Annotated in this window: 13 protein-coding genes; 2 read left to right on the forward strand and 11 right to left on the reverse strand. The window is 62.0% G+C overall.

Annotation, left to right across the window (positions count from 1 at the left end; all coding sequences use genetic code 11):
• Nucleotides 1–75 precede the first annotated feature (75 nt).
• Nucleotides 76–1,242, forward strand: coding sequence for a DNA polymerase IV (dinB, locus tag B9Z01_RS25320; RefSeq protein WP_085488136.1), 1,167 nt, complete (start codon nucleotides 76–78; stop codon nucleotides 1,240–1,242).
• Here dinB and B9Z01_RS25325 read toward each other — a convergent pair.
• The 11 genes from B9Z01_RS25325 to B9Z01_RS25370 form a co-directional block, all read right to left on the reverse strand.
• Nucleotides 1,209–2,693: a heavy metal sensor histidine kinase gene (locus B9Z01_RS25325; RefSeq protein ID WP_085488138.1), complete on the reverse strand. Its 1,485-nt coding sequence runs from the start codon at nucleotides 2,691–2,693 to the stop codon at nucleotides 1,209–1,211. The two genes, dinB and B9Z01_RS25325, sit on opposite strands and share 34 nt — an antisense overlap.
• Nucleotides 2,690–3,376, reverse strand: coding sequence for a heavy metal response regulator transcription factor (locus B9Z01_RS25330; protein ID WP_042328199.1), 687 nt, complete (start codon nucleotides 3,374–3,376; stop codon nucleotides 2,690–2,692). The genes B9Z01_RS25325 and B9Z01_RS25330 overlap by 4 nt, the downstream gene beginning before the upstream one ends.
• 193 nt (nucleotides 3,377–3,569) lie before the next feature.
• The gene (locus B9Z01_RS25335) at nucleotides 3,570–5,141 is read right to left on the reverse strand and encodes an efflux transporter outer membrane subunit (protein ID WP_143809067.1); all 1,572 of its coding nucleotides are present in this window, start codon (nucleotides 5,139–5,141) and stop codon (nucleotides 3,570–3,572) included.
• 83 nt (nucleotides 5,142–5,224) lie between these two features.
• Nucleotides 5,225–6,448 (reverse strand): efflux RND transporter periplasmic adaptor subunit, encoded by a 1,224-nt coding sequence (locus B9Z01_RS25340; protein WP_085488142.1) that lies wholly within the window; start codon nucleotides 6,446–6,448, stop codon nucleotides 5,225–5,227.
• 23 nt (nucleotides 6,449–6,471) lie between these two features.
• Entirely contained in the window at nucleotides 6,472–9,729 is a 3,258-nt protein-coding gene (locus B9Z01_RS25345; protein ID WP_085488144.1) for an efflux RND transporter permease subunit, read from the reverse strand.
• Nucleotides 9,730–10,176: 447 nt separating this feature from the next.
• Nucleotides 10,177–10,638: a hypothetical protein gene (locus B9Z01_RS25350; protein WP_085488146.1), complete on the reverse strand. Its 462-nt coding sequence runs from the start codon at nucleotides 10,636–10,638 to the stop codon at nucleotides 10,177–10,179.
• Nucleotides 10,639–10,682: 44 nt separating this feature from the next.
• Entirely contained in the window at nucleotides 10,683–11,123 is a 441-nt protein-coding gene (locus B9Z01_RS35105; protein WP_143809058.1) for a hypothetical protein, read from the reverse strand.
• Entirely contained in the window at nucleotides 11,120–11,866 is a 747-nt protein-coding gene (locus tag B9Z01_RS25355) for a M35 family metalloendopeptidase (protein WP_085488148.1), read from the reverse strand. The genes B9Z01_RS35105 and B9Z01_RS25355 overlap by 4 nt, the downstream gene beginning before the upstream one ends.
• Nucleotides 11,867–11,910: 44 nt before the next feature.
• Nucleotides 11,911–12,297: a hypothetical protein gene (locus B9Z01_RS25360; RefSeq protein WP_085488150.1), complete on the reverse strand. Its 387-nt coding sequence runs from the start codon at nucleotides 12,295–12,297 to the stop codon at nucleotides 11,911–11,913.
• Nucleotides 12,294–12,740, reverse strand: coding sequence for a hypothetical protein (locus B9Z01_RS25365; protein ID WP_143809059.1), 447 nt, complete (start codon nucleotides 12,738–12,740; stop codon nucleotides 12,294–12,296). The genes B9Z01_RS25360 and B9Z01_RS25365 overlap by 4 nt, the downstream gene beginning before the upstream one ends.
• A 415-nt stretch (nucleotides 12,741–13,155) precedes the next feature.
• Nucleotides 13,156–13,590 (reverse strand): VOC family protein, encoded by a 435-nt coding sequence (locus B9Z01_RS25370; RefSeq protein WP_085488154.1) that lies wholly within the window; start codon nucleotides 13,588–13,590, stop codon nucleotides 13,156–13,158.
• Between the two features lie 192 nt (nucleotides 13,591–13,782).
• Between B9Z01_RS25370 and B9Z01_RS25375 the strand changes: the two genes are divergently transcribed.
• Nucleotides 13,783–14,664, forward strand: a complete 882-nt coding sequence (locus B9Z01_RS25375) for a LysR family transcriptional regulator (RefSeq protein WP_085488156.1) — start codon at nucleotides 13,783–13,785, stop codon at nucleotides 14,662–14,664.
• Nucleotides 14,665–14,667: the final 3 nt, after the last annotated feature.

Consider the following 14,667-nt stretch of genomic DNA (forward strand, 5'->3'; position numbering starts at 1 on the left):
AGCGCGTCATGATATGGCAAACCACCGCTGCCACACCCCCAACACCCCCACACCCCGTTACACCCTTTTCCCCTCATGAACACTCCGCTCCGCCACATCGCGCACCTCGACATGGACGCGTTCTACGCCTCCGTCGAACTGCTGCGCTATCCGGAGCTGCGCGGCCACGCGGTCGTGATCGGCGGCGGGCGCAACGGCGCGCCGCAAACGCTCGAAGACGGCAGCAAGCGCTTCGCCAGGCTGGGCGACTACGTGGGCCGCGGCGTCGTGACCACGTCCACTTACGAAGCGCGCGCGCTCGGCGTGTTCTCGGCGATGGGCATGATGAAGGCCGCCGCGCTCGCGCCCGAAGCCATCCTGCTGCCGACCGATTTCGATTCGTACCGCCACTACTCGCGCATCTTCAAGGCGGCGGTCAGGACGTTCACGGAGCGTATCGAGGATCGCGGCATCGACGAAATCTATATCGATCTGACCGACCTGCCGGGCGAGCCGCGCGACATTGCGAGCCGCATCAAGCAGGCCGTCAATCAGGCAACCGGCCTCACGTGCTCGATCTGCGTCGCGCCGAACAAGCTGCTCGCGAAGATCGGCTCCGAACTCGACAAGCCCGACGGCCTCACGATCCTCACGCCGGCCGACGTGCCGCTGCGCGTGTGGCCGCTGCCGGTGCGCAAGGTCAACGGCATCGGCCCGAAGGCCGCGCAAAAGCTGACCGGGCTCGGCATCGCGACGGTCGGCGATCTGGCCGCCGCGGACGCGGGGCTGTTGCAGGACAACTTCGGGCGCAGCTATTCGGCGTGGCTCATGCGGGTCGCGCAGGGTCATGACGAGCGGCCCGTGGTGGTCGACTCGGAACCGAAGTCGATTAGCCGCGAGACGACGTTCGAGCGCGATCTGCATCCGCGTCATGACCGACCAGCGCTATCGAGCGCGTTTACGGGGCTGTGTGTGCGCGTCGCCGAAGATCTCGTGCGCAAGGGTTATGTGGGCCGCACCGTCGGCATCAAGCTGCGTTACGACGATTTCCGCACCGTCACGCGCGATCTGACGCTCGAAGAACCGACCGCCGACGCGGCCGAAATCCGGCGCGCGGCAACCGAGTGTTTGCGCCGTGTGGAGTTGAATCGCAAGCTGCGGTTGCTGGGCGTGCGTATCAGCGCATTGACGCCGGCGAGCGAGGCGGCGCTCAAGCCGCGCCTGCCGGTTCAGGCCGACTTGCCCTTTGCAAGCGACGAATAGCCGGCCGGCGCCTCGGCCTCCGCACCTGCCGCACCTGTTACGGCATTCGCATTGGAGCGCGCCGCCGGCGAATCATCCGCCATCGCACTTGCCGTCGCGGCCACCGAAAACGCAAACGTATTGATGCCGTTCGCGCTGTGTGCGGACACGGTGCCGCGATGCATCTCCGCCGTCGCCTTGACGATCGCGAGCCCGAGCCCGTGGTTTTCGCGGCTGTTCGTGCGCGAGACTTCCGCGCGATAGAAGCGGTCGAACAGGTGCCTGAGAATGTCCGGCGCGATCGGCTCGCCCGGATTCGCCACCGCGACGCGCAGTTGATCGCCGTCGCGTTCGATCGTCACGCGAATCGACGCACCCGGCTCGCAGTGCTGGATCGCGTTCATGAGCAGGTTCGTGCAGGCGCGGCCGAAGAGCGAGCGGTTCACGCGCGCGAGCGCATCGCCGTGCAGCCGCGCATGCACGCGCGCCTCTTCGAGCGGAATCTCGAGAAACTCCAGCGTATGCGCGACTTCCGCCGCGAGCGACACCTCGACGAGCCCCGTTGCGCGTTCACCCTGATCGGCGCGCGCGAGAAACAGCATGTCGTTGATGATCGCGCGCATGCGCTCGAATTCTTCGAGATTCGATTGCAGCGTGTGGCGCAGGTCGTCGACCGAACGGTTGCGCGTGAGCGCCACCTCGGTCTGGCCGATCAGGATCGTCACCGGCGTGCGCAATTCGTGCGCGACGTCCGCGTTGAACGACTCGAGGCGGCCATACGCGCCGTCGAGCCGTTCGAGCGCGCCGTTGAACGAGTTCGCGAGATCGTTGAGTTCGAGCGGCAGCGAGGCGGTATTCAGGCGCTGCGAGCGATTGTTCGGACTGACCGCCGACGCGTCGCGCGTCAGGCGCGTGAGCGGCGCGAGCCCGAGCCGCGTGACCGAATAGCTGAGCAGCAGCACCGCGAGACTGCCGAGCGCGGAAAGCGCCGCGAGCGCCGAGCCGAACACGCGCATCGTGCGCAGGTTCGGCGAATAGCTCGACGCCACCTGCAACTGCACGGGCGGCCGCGCGGCATTGGCCTGCAAGGTCACCGTGGAGGTCAGCATGTCGGGGCCGCCGCCCGCCGGCGTGATGCGCGCGTAGCCGCCGGGCCAGCTCTTCACGACCGTGCCCTGCACCGGTGTGCCGAAATGGAAGTTCGGGTCCGTGCTCGTCACCGAGTACACGGTGCTGCTGTCGTGCGGCGTCATGTCGGTGAGTTTTTCGCGGGCCATGCGCCACTTTTCGGGCGTCACCGCGTGATAGACGATGATGCGCGCGATCTGCGTGCGATCGTCGAGCGACTCGCGCAGATGATGTTCGAGCTGCGTGCGCAGCACGAGAAAGAGCCCGCTGCCCACGAGCGTAAACACGAACAGCGCGACCAGCGCGAACATCGACGCGAGTCGCCGGGCAATCGAACGGTTCATGATGACTCTGCCTCTTCGCGCACTTCGAGCACGTAGCCCATGCCGCGCACCGTATGCAGCAGTTTCGACGGGAACGGGCCGTCGAGCTTCGCGCGCAGGCGTTTGATCGCGGTTTCGACGACATTGGTGTGGCTGTCGAAATTGACGTCCCACACGAGTTCGGTAATCGCGGTCTTGGAGAGAATGTCGCCCTGGCGGCGCGCGAGCACGCTGAGCAACTGGAATTCTTTCGCGGTGAGGTCGAGGCGCACGCCGTCGCGCGTCGCGCGCCGCCCGATCAGATCGACGAACAGGTCGCCGACTGAAATCAGCGTGGATTCCTGCGAACGCGTGCGGCGCGCGAGCGCATGCAGGCGCTCGACGAGTTCGAGGAACGAGAACGGCTTGGTCAGATAGTCGTCGGCGCCCTCGCGCAGGCCGCGCACGCGGTCGTTGACGTGATCGCGCGCGGTCAGCATGATGACCGGCGTCGACTTGCGCATGCGCAGCGCCTTGAGCACGCTGAAGCCGTCGCGCTTGGGCAGCATCACGTCGAGGACGATCACGTCGTAATCGAATTCGGTCGCCAGATGCATGCCTTCCTCGCCGTCGAGCGCGACATCCACGACCCAACCCTGCTCTGTCAAACCGGAGCGCAGGTAGTCCACGACCTTGTGCTCGTCTTCAACAATCAGCAATTTCATGCCCATCCCCTGTCGACCTGAGTCAGTGCTTTAGCTGTCGAGGAGAGTTGGCGCTTTAGCACCTACTTCGGTCCCATGCAAAGCACTGACTCCAGTCCCACGCAACGTAGTTGCTTGACTCTGCATTATACGAAACGCCCCCGATTCCCCACGCTGCCGCTTCCGTGACGCCGGCCGGCGCGGCCGGCGCGGTTCAGCGCGCGGGAGCCGGCGCCCCCTTCTGCTGCGCGCCTGCCGGCACGCTCGCTACATTGGCGACGTTCGTCGCGTTCGCGGCTGGTGCATTGGCGGCTACGCTGCCATCCGCACCGCTATTTCCGCCGCTTTTTCCACCCCCATTTCCACCGCCATTTCCAGCACCAGCGCCGCCTGCTTGCCCCTCTACTTCCCCACCCGCGTCCCAGCCGCCGCCAAGCGCCTTCACGAGCGCGACCGACAACGTCAACTGCTGGCCGTGAATCTGTACGTCCGTGCGCTCGCTCGTGAGCAGCGACTGCTGCGCGGTAATCACGTTCAGATACGCGACGAGGCCGCCCGAATAGCGGTCGTTCGCAAGCGACAGCAGCCGCTGCGCATCTTCGACCGCCTCTTGCGACTGCTTCGCCGCGCCGTCGAGCACCGACAGCCCGGTGATGCCGTCCTGCACCTGCTGGAATGCGGTCAACACGGTCTGCCGGTAGGTCGCCTCGGTCGCCTTGTAGCCCTCGCTCGCGAACTTGACGTCGGCCGCGCGCCGGCCGCCGTCGAACAGCACCTGGCCGACCGTCGCGCCGAGCGTCCACATCAGCGTCGGCGCGCTCAGCAGATTGGCGAACTCGGTGCTTTCCCAGCCGATGCCGGGCATGAGCGTCAAGCTCGGGAAGAACGCGGCCTTGGCTACGCCGATCTGCGCGTTGGCCGCGGCCATGGCGCGCTCCGCCGACGCGATGTCGGGCCGGCGTTGCAGCACGTCGCTCGGCACGCCGAGCGGGATCGGCGGCGCCTTGATGTCGAGCACCTTCGGTTCGATCGCGAACTGCGGAGCGGGCACGCCGACCAGCGCCGCGATCGCGTGCTCGAACTGCGCGCGCTGATTGAGCAGCAGTTGCGCCTGCACGCGCGTCGAATCGAGCTGCGACTTCTGCTGCAGCACGTCGAGCCCCGACACCGCGCCGAGATCGTGCTCGGAACTCACGTAGTCGAGCGCCTTCTGTTGCAGCTTCACCGACTGGTTCAGCACGTCGATCTCGTCGTCGAGTTCGCGCAGCGAGAAATAGTCGGTGGCGAGATCGGTCGTGAGCACGAGGCGCGCGTTCGCGAGATCGTCGGCGGACTGTTCCGCCGAGGCCTTCGCGCCTTCGACCTCGCGGCGGATGCGGCCGAACAGATCGGTGTCGTAGTTGATCGTCGGTCCAAGCTGAATATTGTTCTGCACCGTCGACATGGTCGGCGTCGCGTAGTTCGTGAGCGGCCGGTCGTTCGACACCCGGAAGCGCGAGCCCGTTACGCCCAGATCGACTTCAGGCACGCGCTGCGCGCTCACGTTCGCGAGCGTCGCCCTTGCCTGCTCGTAATGCGCGCTCGCCGCGACGAGCGTCTGGTTCTGCGCGAGCGCCTGGGTTTCGAGCCCTGCGAGCAGCGGATCGGCGAAGCCCGTCCACCAGTCAGGCGCGATCGGCGCATGCGACGGCGCGGCGACGCGCCAGAACGAATCGGTATGCCAGTCGGGCGGGACCTCGGCCTGCGGACGCTTATAGTCCGGGCCGACCGTGCAGGCGGCGAGCAGCGCCGCGCCCGTGAATGTCGTGAGCGCCGTAAGTGCCCTAAGCGTCGGGAGCGTCGGGAGCGCCCGGCATGGACCCGCGAGCTTCACGATGCCCCCTTGCCGCTTTTCGGCGACGGCTGGACCTGCACGTGATCGCCGTCGGCGATCGAATCGCTCGGGTTGATGATGATGTGGTCGGCCGGCCCGATACCGCTCTCGATTTCGAGCGACTGCCCGAGGTCCTGCGCGATCACGACCTTGTGCAGACTCACCTTGCCCTTCGCATCGACGACCGCGAGGCGCGGACCTTCCGCGCGAAACAGCAGCGCATTGCCCGGCACCGTGAGCCGCGCATGCGCGGCCGCGGGCACCGCGACCTGCACATAGGCGCCGGGCCGCAGCTTGTCGTCGGGATTGGGCAGCGTCACTTCGATCTGCAACGAACGCGTGGGCACGTCGATCGCGCCGGAAATGTGCGTGATCGTGCCGTCGAACTGCTGCCCCGGCAGCTCGGCCTGCGTGACCACCACCTTCTGCCCGAGCGCGACGTTCTGCGCGTAAGCCTGCGGCAACTGCACGTAGACGCGCAGCGGGTCCGACTGCGCGAGCGCGAACAGTGCGCGGCTCGTGCCGCTGCCCGCGTCGATCAGATCGCCGACATCGACGTTGCGCTGCGTGACCACGCCCGTGAACGGCGCGACGATCCGCTTGAACGATTCGAGCTGCTGCAGACGCTTGACGTTGGCGTCCGCGGCGGCGAGATTCGCGACATCCTGCGTGTAGGCGCTTTGCCGTTCGTCGAGCTCCTGCTGCGAGACTGCATCGCGTTGCCGCAATTGCTGCCAGCGCTCCAGTGAGCTTTTCGCGAGGCCGAGGCTCGAACTGGTCTGCTGACGCTGCGCCAGAGCCTGCGCGAGTTCCTGGTCGATTTCCGGCGTGTCGAGTTCGGCGAGTAGCTGGCCCTGCTTCACGTGCGCGCCGATATCCGCGTACCAGTGCAGCAGATAGCCTGTCGAGCGCGCGTAGATCGGCGACTCGACGTAGCCGCGCAAAGTGCCCGGCAGCAGCGTGCTGCCGCTGTTATCGGTCTGCCTGGGCGTGACGACGTTCACGTACTGCGTCGCATTCTGCTGCGTCATTGCCTCGACCTCGCGGCTTTGCAGCATGTTCGCAATCACCGTGCGCAGCGCGCCGATCGCGAGCAGCACGAGCACGATGCAAACCGCGATCTTCGCGCGCTTCCATTCGCGGCGGCGCGGGGGCAGCATGTGCCCCCCTTCAGTCTCCCGCGAGGGGATCGCTAGCGATGCATGAGTTTTTTCGGTCATCTCAGTCAACCATCGTTTAACTTTTACGCGGGCGTGGCAGCGCCGCTGTGCCTGGGCGCGGGGCTGCCACCGTTGTTGCCGCCGCCGTCATCGCCGTCATCGCCGTCGTGACGGCCCGTCTGGTCCGAATCATCGTCCTTCCTGCGACGGTGCGCGAGACGGTTATGAATGCCCGCGAACACGAGCGGCACGAAAAACAGCGTGGAGATCGTCGCGAACAGGAGGCCGCCGATCACCGCGCGGCCAAGCGGCGCGTTCTGCTCGGCGCCCTCGCCGAGACCGAGCGCCATCGGAATCATGCCGATGATCATCGCGAACGCGGTCATCAGCACCGGACGGATCCGGCTCGCGCCCGCTTCGAGCGCGGCCGTGAGCGGCGGCGCGCCGGCCATGAGCCGCTGGCGCGCGAACGCGACCATCAGAATACTGTTCGCCGTGGCGACGCCCATCGTCATGATCGCACCGGTCAGCGCCGGCACGCTCAGATGCGTGCCCGTGAGGAACAGCATCCACACGATGCCGGCGAGCGCCGCCGGCAGCGCGCTCACGATGATGAGCGGATCGATCCACGACTGGAAGTTCACGACGATCAGCAGATACACGAGCACGATCGCCATCGCCACGCCGAGCCCCAGCCCGAAGAACGAGCTGCGCATCGTCTGCACCTGGCCGCGCACGGTGATCTGACTGCCGCGCGGCAGCGACGCGCGCACCTGGTCGACGAGCTTGTCGACCTGATTCGCGACGCTGCCGAGGTCGCGCTTCTCGACGCTCACATACAGATCGATCACGGGCCGGATGTTGTAGTGCGTGACTTCCGCGAACTGCTCGTGCGGCGACACGCGCACGAGGTTGCCGAGCAGTTGGGTCGGCCCGTTGGCCGAGCTCGACACTGGCGTGCGCAGCAGTTCGTCGATCGACGACACCTGGTACTGCGGCGTCTGCACCGCGACGTTGTACTCGACGCCGTTGACGTTGTTGAACCAGAAGCCGGGCGACGTCTGCGAACTGCCCGACAGGGAAATGAGCACGTTCTGCGCGACGTTGCTCGCGCTCAGATTCAGTTGCTGCAGGCGCGTGCGGTCCATCTGCAGATTGATCGCGGGTTCGTCGAGCTTCTGCTGGATATGTGTGTCGACGGTGCCCGGAATCATCCGCACCTGTTTGAGCAGCTTGCGCGCGATGTCGAAGTTGCCTTGCTGGTCCGCGCCGGAAATCTGCACGTCCACGGCGGCGGGCAGACCGAAGTTCAGAATCTGCGTGACGATGTCGGCAGGCTGGAAGAAGAACTCGACGCCCGGGAAACGCTGCGGCAGGATCGTGCGCAGCTTGTCCATATAAAACTGTGACGGCTTGTGGCCTTCGTTGAGCGCGATCTGGATCTCGCCGTCGAGCGTGCCCATCGTGCCCGAGTTGCTGTACGAGAGGTTGATGCCGCTATACGGCAGGCCGAGGTTGTCGAGAATCGTGCCGAGGTCCTTCGGCGGCACGACGTCGCGAATCACCTTTTCGACTTCGTCGGCAAGGCGCGCGGTTTCCTCGATACGCGTGCCGGTCGGCGCACGCATGTGCAGGCGGATGTCGCCCGCATCGACGCTCGGGAAGAAGTCTTCGCCAAGCACGAAGAAAAGCCCCATCGACAGCACGCAGAAACCGAGGAACAGGCTGCCGAACAGCTTGCGGCGCACGAGCAGGCTGCTCAGAATCACGATATAGGCCGAGCGCATGCGCTCGAAGCCCGCGTCGAAGCGGTGATACAGCCGCATGAACAGATTCGGCTTCGCGCCCGTCTTCGGTTTGTGCGCATGGCCCATCAGCAGCATCGCGAGCGTCGGCACGAGCGTGCGCGAGAGGATGTACGACGCGAGCATCGCGAACACCACCGCTTCCGCGAGCGGCACGAACAGATAGCGCGCAACGCCGGTCAGGAAGAACATCGGCACGAACACGATACAGATACACAGCGTCGAGACGAGCGCCGGAACCGCGATCTCGCCCGCGCCGTCGAGAATCGCATCGTGCAGATTGGTGCCCATGTGCAGATGCCGCTCGATGTTCTCGATCGTCACCGTCGCATCGTCGACGAGAATCCCGACCGCGAGCGCGAGCCCGCCGAGCGTCATGATGTTGATGGTCTGCCCGAGCGCGTGCAGCACGATCAGCGAAGAGAGAATCGACAGCGGAATCGAGATCGCGATGATGCAGGTGCTGCGCCAGTTGCCGAGAAACAGCAGGATCATCGCAGCGGTCAGCGCGGCGGCAACGAGCGCCTCGCGCACCACGCCCTGCACGGCCGCCTTCACGAACACCGATTGATCGAATAGCGTGGTGATCTGCAGGTCGGGCGGCAGCGCCGCACGCGCGGCCGGCAGGATGTCCTTGAGCGTGTCGACGATCGACAGCGTCGATGCGTTGCCGTTCTTCAGCACCGAGATCAGCACGCCGCGATGGCCGTTCTGCCGCACGATGTTGGTCTGCGGCGAATAACCGTCGCGCACGTGCGCGACTTCACGCAGATAGGTCGTCGCGCCGTTGAGCGTGCGCACCGGAATGTCGTTGAGCCCCTCCACGGTCGCCGGCGAGCCGTTCATGTTGATCGTGTATTCTTTCGGCCCGATCTTCGCCGTGCCGGTCGGCAGGATCAGGTTCTGCGCGTTGAACGCGTTCACCACGTCCGAGGGCGTTAGGCCCTTCGCAAGCAGCGCGCGCGTGTCGAGGTCGACTGAAATCAGGCGCGACTTGCCGCCGTACGGGTACGGCACGGCGGCACCCGGAATCGTCACGAGTTGCGGGCGCAGGAAGTTCAGCGCGGTGTCGTTGAGCGCCTGCTCGGAGAGCTTCGGGCTCGACAGGCCGAGTTGGATCACCGGAATGCTCGACGCCGAATAGCTGATGACGAGCGGCGGCGTCGCACCGGGCGGCATCTGCTTCAACTGCGCCTGTTCGACGGCCACGATCTGCGCGATCGCGGTCTGGATGCTCGCGTTCGGTTGCAGGAACACCTTGAGGATCGCGATGCCTTGCAGCGATTGCGATTCGATGTGCTCGATGTCGTTGACGGTCGTGGTCAGACTGCGTTCGTTGGTCGACGCCATCCGGTTGGCCATGTCCTCGGCCGACAGACCCGTGTACGTCCAGATGATGCTGACGACCGGAATGTTGATTTCCGGCAGCACATCGACGGGTGTCGTGAACAGCACGAATGGCGTCGCCAGCACGATCAGAATCGCCATCACGATGAACGTGTATGGCCGCTTAAGCGCTACGTTGACGATCCACATTGAAACGGGCCAAAGAGAATGCGGGTGGGAGGGAGGGCGAAATCTCCGCTTATGCTAGATCGATAGGACCAACACCTGCATGGCACCAAAATGGCGAAGCGGTCAGGAAGGTAGATGTAAGCGAATGGGCGGTTTTATGCGGCCGTGGGTTTGCCGCGCATTTGTCGTATGTTTGTCGCGAGTTCGCTGGTAAGCAAACGTTTGTTGAATAGAGTTAGGCGCAGTTAAGGGAGCGGTTGCGGGGTCGCGGCGCGGCTGTCGTTCGAAATATTGTGAAATATGCTTTCAGTTTTGCTTGTGCAAATGGGGGATCTGTAAGGTTGGCAGGTGTCACGCGATCATGTTCAAGGGGCCAATGCTAGTGTTGGCGCGTCGACGTTGCACCGACATCAGGACAGCCTTACTGGTAAGCCGCTCTTTTCTATTTTCGTGCCGGGAGTCTTCGAATTACTTTCCGTCACAGCAATTGTCAGGACAGCCGGGGGATAGTTCAATCTCGACGCGTCTGACCTTTTCGGGCGGCTCGACCAAATGCTCAAGGGGCTTGTAGATTCCGGCGCGAACGTCGTATGGAACCCGAGTAAGACCAAACTGCATCAACATTGCCCTTGCTGTATCAGCGCGTTGCATCGCCAATTTCTTAGGCTCTTTTTCGCTTGCCTCGGCCAATCCACCGATGGACAGCACCTCTTGAACAGGATACTCAAGGCGCATGTCTATAGCCCAATTTGCCAACTTTAAAACCTGATCCGTCGATATCTGAGTCGAGTTTTTTTCAAAATACAGGTCGATATTTTGACCAGGAAGGTTCTGAGACGTATTGCATGCTTGTGCGCCGATAGACAGCAAGCCAACGGCCGCGAGTGTGCCGAGTGCGAGGATAGAGCGCGTAAAGAGATTCAATGTCATGTTCCGTCCTGATTTTTCAAAAAACCGTCGAAACAGGAAGCCAATTAATTTCTCTCACAACAATTATTCTTGCAACCCGGCGTAAGCTGTAGCGTCACCGTCCTGCTCGTCTCTCCATAGCTGGATGGGTTTCCGAAGCTGCCGACGTTCGTTTTAATTTCGATTGGGGCCTTCACCAATCCATCATCCAAAGCGGTCTTAACTACATCCACCGCACGAGCCATTGCCAGATCATCCGGCCTGTCTTCGTCGGGCTGCGCCTCAGCGCTTACCTGCAGCCAGGTTTGAACTGGATATTGAATGTTCAAAGATTTTGCCCAATCATTCAATTTTTTCAGTTGCCCATCTTCAAGCACGTGAGAATTTTTTCCAAAGACAAGAAATAATTGCTGACCAGGCAAATTGACCGAACCTGCACATTTTGCGAAACAATTACAGGATAGCAGGGTCAACGCACCTGCCAAGGCTAGGTAACTTACTTTCATGGATAAGTATTATCAGATTTGTCGTTAGTTTCGAATCTCGGCTCTGCATAAACAACATAACCAGCCAGACTATCTGCGTTATTTAACGCCAGGTCCGAATTATTTCTACCCCACATGGCTAACGGCGTAGAAATTGAATACATCGGATCGCTACTAGCAAACGTATCTGCAAAATGTGTACATTCGTGAATGATCGCGGATACCCTGGAATCGCCATATCTATTTTGATCGTGAAGCCCGTTACAGAACAGTTTGCCAATGCCGATGTATCGCATAGCAGTGTTCGGCGCACATACGTGTGCCGCCTCCTGGTCAAGATTCTTCAGGTGAGGCATACACCCAAGTGACTTATCCAGTCCAGACATCGATCTTATAAAATTTCCAGCCGCCAATCCACTTACAACACCACGTACTTTTTGGAATCCATTCATTAAATGCTGGTGTGTTCCCTCATCGCTTCTGCCAAACCAGAATTCCATCCTTTTTCTCGCAATAGCATCAAATCTGGTTATTTCATCGATACGGCGATCCAAATATGACACGCACCACGGTAGCAGGCGCCGTATCATCGTCCTGAATTCTGCATCTGTCATATTTTCGCAGATTGGAGTGGTATCAATTGTCACATGGACCATTGATCCGGGGTTTGTGTTTGTAACCGCTCCCGAATGAACCTCGAACCATTCTTCATTTTCATTAGTCTTGAAGCCGTAGTTATTTTTGTTAGAAAACTCATTTATCATCTCTTTTTTCCATGTAGTGAAAAGTCTTATCTGCTCTACGTCCCCTATGACGCGGCAGCGTCGATAGAAAGCCGCTTTGGATCGTCCGTCGAAATACGCTGCGTGCGCCCCTGAGAGTCAGTTACGCCATTCGCGAGGACGCTCGAACCGACCCGCACGCGATAGCGCACCCCCGCCAGTCGCTTGCCCGCGTGGTCGTTTAGCGTGAACTGTTCATCGAAACGATTCGGGGAGCGTTCGCGACACTCACACGCCCATGCAACGCCCAAGGCTTCGACCATCTCGCGTCCCGATGAATACGAGCGAAGCGTAGCAAGTGGAAAGAAATTGCCGGTTTCGACGTTCATCACCATTCCGGAGGGCACGTCCGGAAAGCGCTCGAATATCGAATAGGTCACACGACAAAGCAGACAATCTTCCTTGCCCGTCATATGCGCCTCCTGCGGTCGGCATACACACGAAGCGGTTGCGCGTCGCCGGTTGCGTAACGTACGGTGTGTCCTTGGCTGCTGGTTGTACTGCGGATCAATTCACTAGAAGGCATATGCCCCGTCAGAATCGCCGTCTGTGGTGACATGGAAGTCATCTTCATGCCGCGCTCGGCGTAGAAGATTGGCGGTGGATTGGACCAGGTGACGGAATCAGGACCCTGTGGAATGACCGTGCTGCCCGCGCGGTCCTCTGGCATGCCCGCGTCGTCGATAATCGCCGCTTCGCTTCCGCCGCTATAGATAACGACATCGCCCACGCGCGCCACGGTCAGACCGCAGATGGACAATCCGCATGTTGCGCGTGTGGCGCGACCATCGTTCTCCTTGCATGCGCCAAACGTTGCGAGTGCAGGCAGCGTGCCTTTATGTTTCTGATGCGCCATTCTGAATCCCCGAAAGAACGGAAACTACGCCGGGCTCGCGACTCCAGGACAAGTGACTGCGGAGCCTCAGACCTGACAAACGGCTTCCTCGACCCAACTGACAGGTTCACTAGCAGATCATTGAAATTTAATTAGGTAAACCAAATAAAATTGAGAAAACGTAGTTTTTACAAACCTTGACAGAAAATCGGAGTATTCCTATCCCTGATGCATTTCCTGATAGCAACGATGAGCAATCGACAACTCCATCAGAATGCCGACTCCAACAGAAATCATCCGACACAGCCCAAGAAAAAAGGCTGCTCAATCTCCACGATTGAGCAGCCTTCTCATTTGCAGCGATCCGCGCGTTGAGATCAACGCGCCCGATGCCCGCTTACGCTTATCTGGTGCTTATCCAGCGCCTATTTAGCGCTCATTTTGCGAACAGCGACGACATGTTGGCGAACGCCTTGAACTCGAGCGCATTGCCCGACGGGTCGAGGAAGAACATCGTCGCCTGCTCGCCGACCTCGCCCTTGAAGCGCACATGCGGCTCGATGATGAATGCGATGCCGGCCTTCTGCAGTTTGTCCGCGGCGGCCTGCCATTGCTCCATCGACAGCACCGCGCCGAAGTGGCGCACCGGCACCGCGTCGCCGTCGACCTTGCTCGTGTGACGGTGACCAATCTCGTCCGGCGCCAAATGCGCGACGATCTGATGACCGTAGAAATTGAAATCGACCCATTCCTCCGAACTGCGCCCTTCCGGACAGCCGAGCAGTTCGCCGTAAAACTCGCGCGCGGCGGCAAGGCTATGAACAGGAAACGCCAGATGGAACGGCGGCAAAACGGTTTCGGCAACGCTCATGGTGAAAAGACTCGCTCGCTTGAAGTGGGGTTGATGTGAAGCTCATGTGATGGACTGCGCGGCATGGCGGTTGAAAACCAAACCGAAGCACCTGCCTGGGCCATTCACGTGAAGCCAAGTTTAACCATGAATAAAAATGCTGGAAAACGATATATATTTGACCTGACCAACACGAAAATCGATCAATCGATCATGCTGAACGAACTGAAGACCCTCATTGCCGTCAACCAGTACGGCACGTTTTCCGGCGCGGGCGCGCGCATCGGGCTCACGCAATCGGCCGTGAGCGCGCAGATGCAGCGGCTCGAAGAGGAACTGGGCTTCCAACTCTTCGACCGCACCGGGCGTTCCGCGACGCTCAACGAGGCCGGCCGCGACACACTCGCGCTCGCCGAGGAAATCATGACGCTCTACGCGCGGCTCTCCGAACGCGGCGCGGGCGCGGCCGAAAGCGGCATGCTGCGGGTCGGCGCGATTGCGTCCGCGCAGGTGTCGCTGCTCGCCGACGCGCTCGCGCGCTTTCGCGACGACCGCCCGGGCTGGCGGATTCGCGTGGTGCCCGGCGTGTCGCTAGGCCTGCTCGGCCAGGTGGATTCCGGTGAACTCGATCTGGCCGTCATCATCAAGCCGCCGTTCGCACTGCCGTCGGAACTCGAATGGCGCACGCTCGCCGCCGAGCCGTTCGTACTGCTCGCGCCGAAAAAACTCGCACGCAGCGGGCGCTCGTGGCGCGAGCTGCTCAGGAGCGAGCCGTTCATCCGCTACGACCGCACGTCGTTCGGCGGCCGGCTCGTCGAGCGTTTTCTGCGGCGCGCGCGCCTCGCCGTGCATGACGCGATCGAACTCGACGAGTTGCAGGCGATCGTGCAACTGGTCGCGCGCGGCATGGGCGTCGCGCTGATTCCCGATACGGCCGGGCTCGGCAAATGGCCCGCGAGCGTGACCGCGCTCGAACTCGGCGACGCGACGTTCCAGCGCGAGATCGGCCTCGTGCAGCGGCCGCGGCATAGCAGGCAGGCGGTTGCGGACGCGCTGGCTGAGTGCATTGCAGAGGCGGCGGGCGTGGGCGCGTGAGTG

Source organism: Paraburkholderia susongensis (assembly GCF_900177725.1).
GTDB classification, from domain to species: Bacteria; Pseudomonadota; Gammaproteobacteria; order Burkholderiales; family Burkholderiaceae; genus Paraburkholderia; species Paraburkholderia susongensis.

Bases quoted from the DNA above. Each gene is read 5' to 3' on its own strand.
- dinB (WP_085488136.1), top strand. From the start codon at position 76: ATGAACACTCCGCTCCGCCACATCGCGCACCTCGACATGGACGCGTTC.
- B9Z01_RS25325 (WP_085488138.1), bottom strand. From the start codon at position 2,693: ATGAACCGTTCGATTGCCCGGCGACTCGCGTCGATGTTCGCGCTGGTC.
- B9Z01_RS25330 (WP_042328199.1), bottom strand. From the start codon at position 3,376: ATGAAATTGCTGATTGTTGAAGACGAGCACAAGGTCGTGGACTACCTG.
- B9Z01_RS25340 (WP_085488142.1), bottom strand. From the start codon at position 6,448: ATGACCGAAAAAACTCATGCATCGCTAGCGATCCCCTCGCGGGAGACT.
- B9Z01_RS25345 (WP_085488144.1), bottom strand. From the start codon at position 9,729: ATGTGGATCGTCAACGTAGCGCTTAAGCGGCCATACACGTTCATCGTG.
- B9Z01_RS25350 (WP_085488146.1), bottom strand. From the start codon at position 10,638: ATGACATTGAATCTCTTTACGCGCTCTATCCTCGCACTCGGCACACTC.
- B9Z01_RS35105 (WP_143809058.1), bottom strand. From the start codon at position 11,123: ATGAAAGTAAGTTACCTAGCCTTGGCAGGTGCGTTGACCCTGCTATCC.
- B9Z01_RS25355 (WP_085488148.1), bottom strand. From the start codon at position 11,866: ATGATAAATGAGTTTTCTAACAAAAATAACTACGGCTTCAAGACTAAT.
- B9Z01_RS25360 (WP_085488150.1), bottom strand. From the start codon at position 12,297: ATGACGGGCAAGGAAGATTGTCTGCTTTGTCGTGTGACCTATTCGATA.
- B9Z01_RS25365 (WP_143809059.1), bottom strand. From the start codon at position 12,740: ATGGCGCATCAGAAACATAAAGGCACGCTGCCTGCACTCGCAACGTTT.
- B9Z01_RS25370 (WP_085488154.1), bottom strand. From the start codon at position 13,590: ATGAGCGTTGCCGAAACCGTTTTGCCGCCGTTCCATCTGGCGTTTCCT.
- B9Z01_RS25375 (WP_085488156.1), top strand. From the start codon at position 13,783: ATGCTGAACGAACTGAAGACCCTCATTGCCGTCAACCAGTACGGCACG.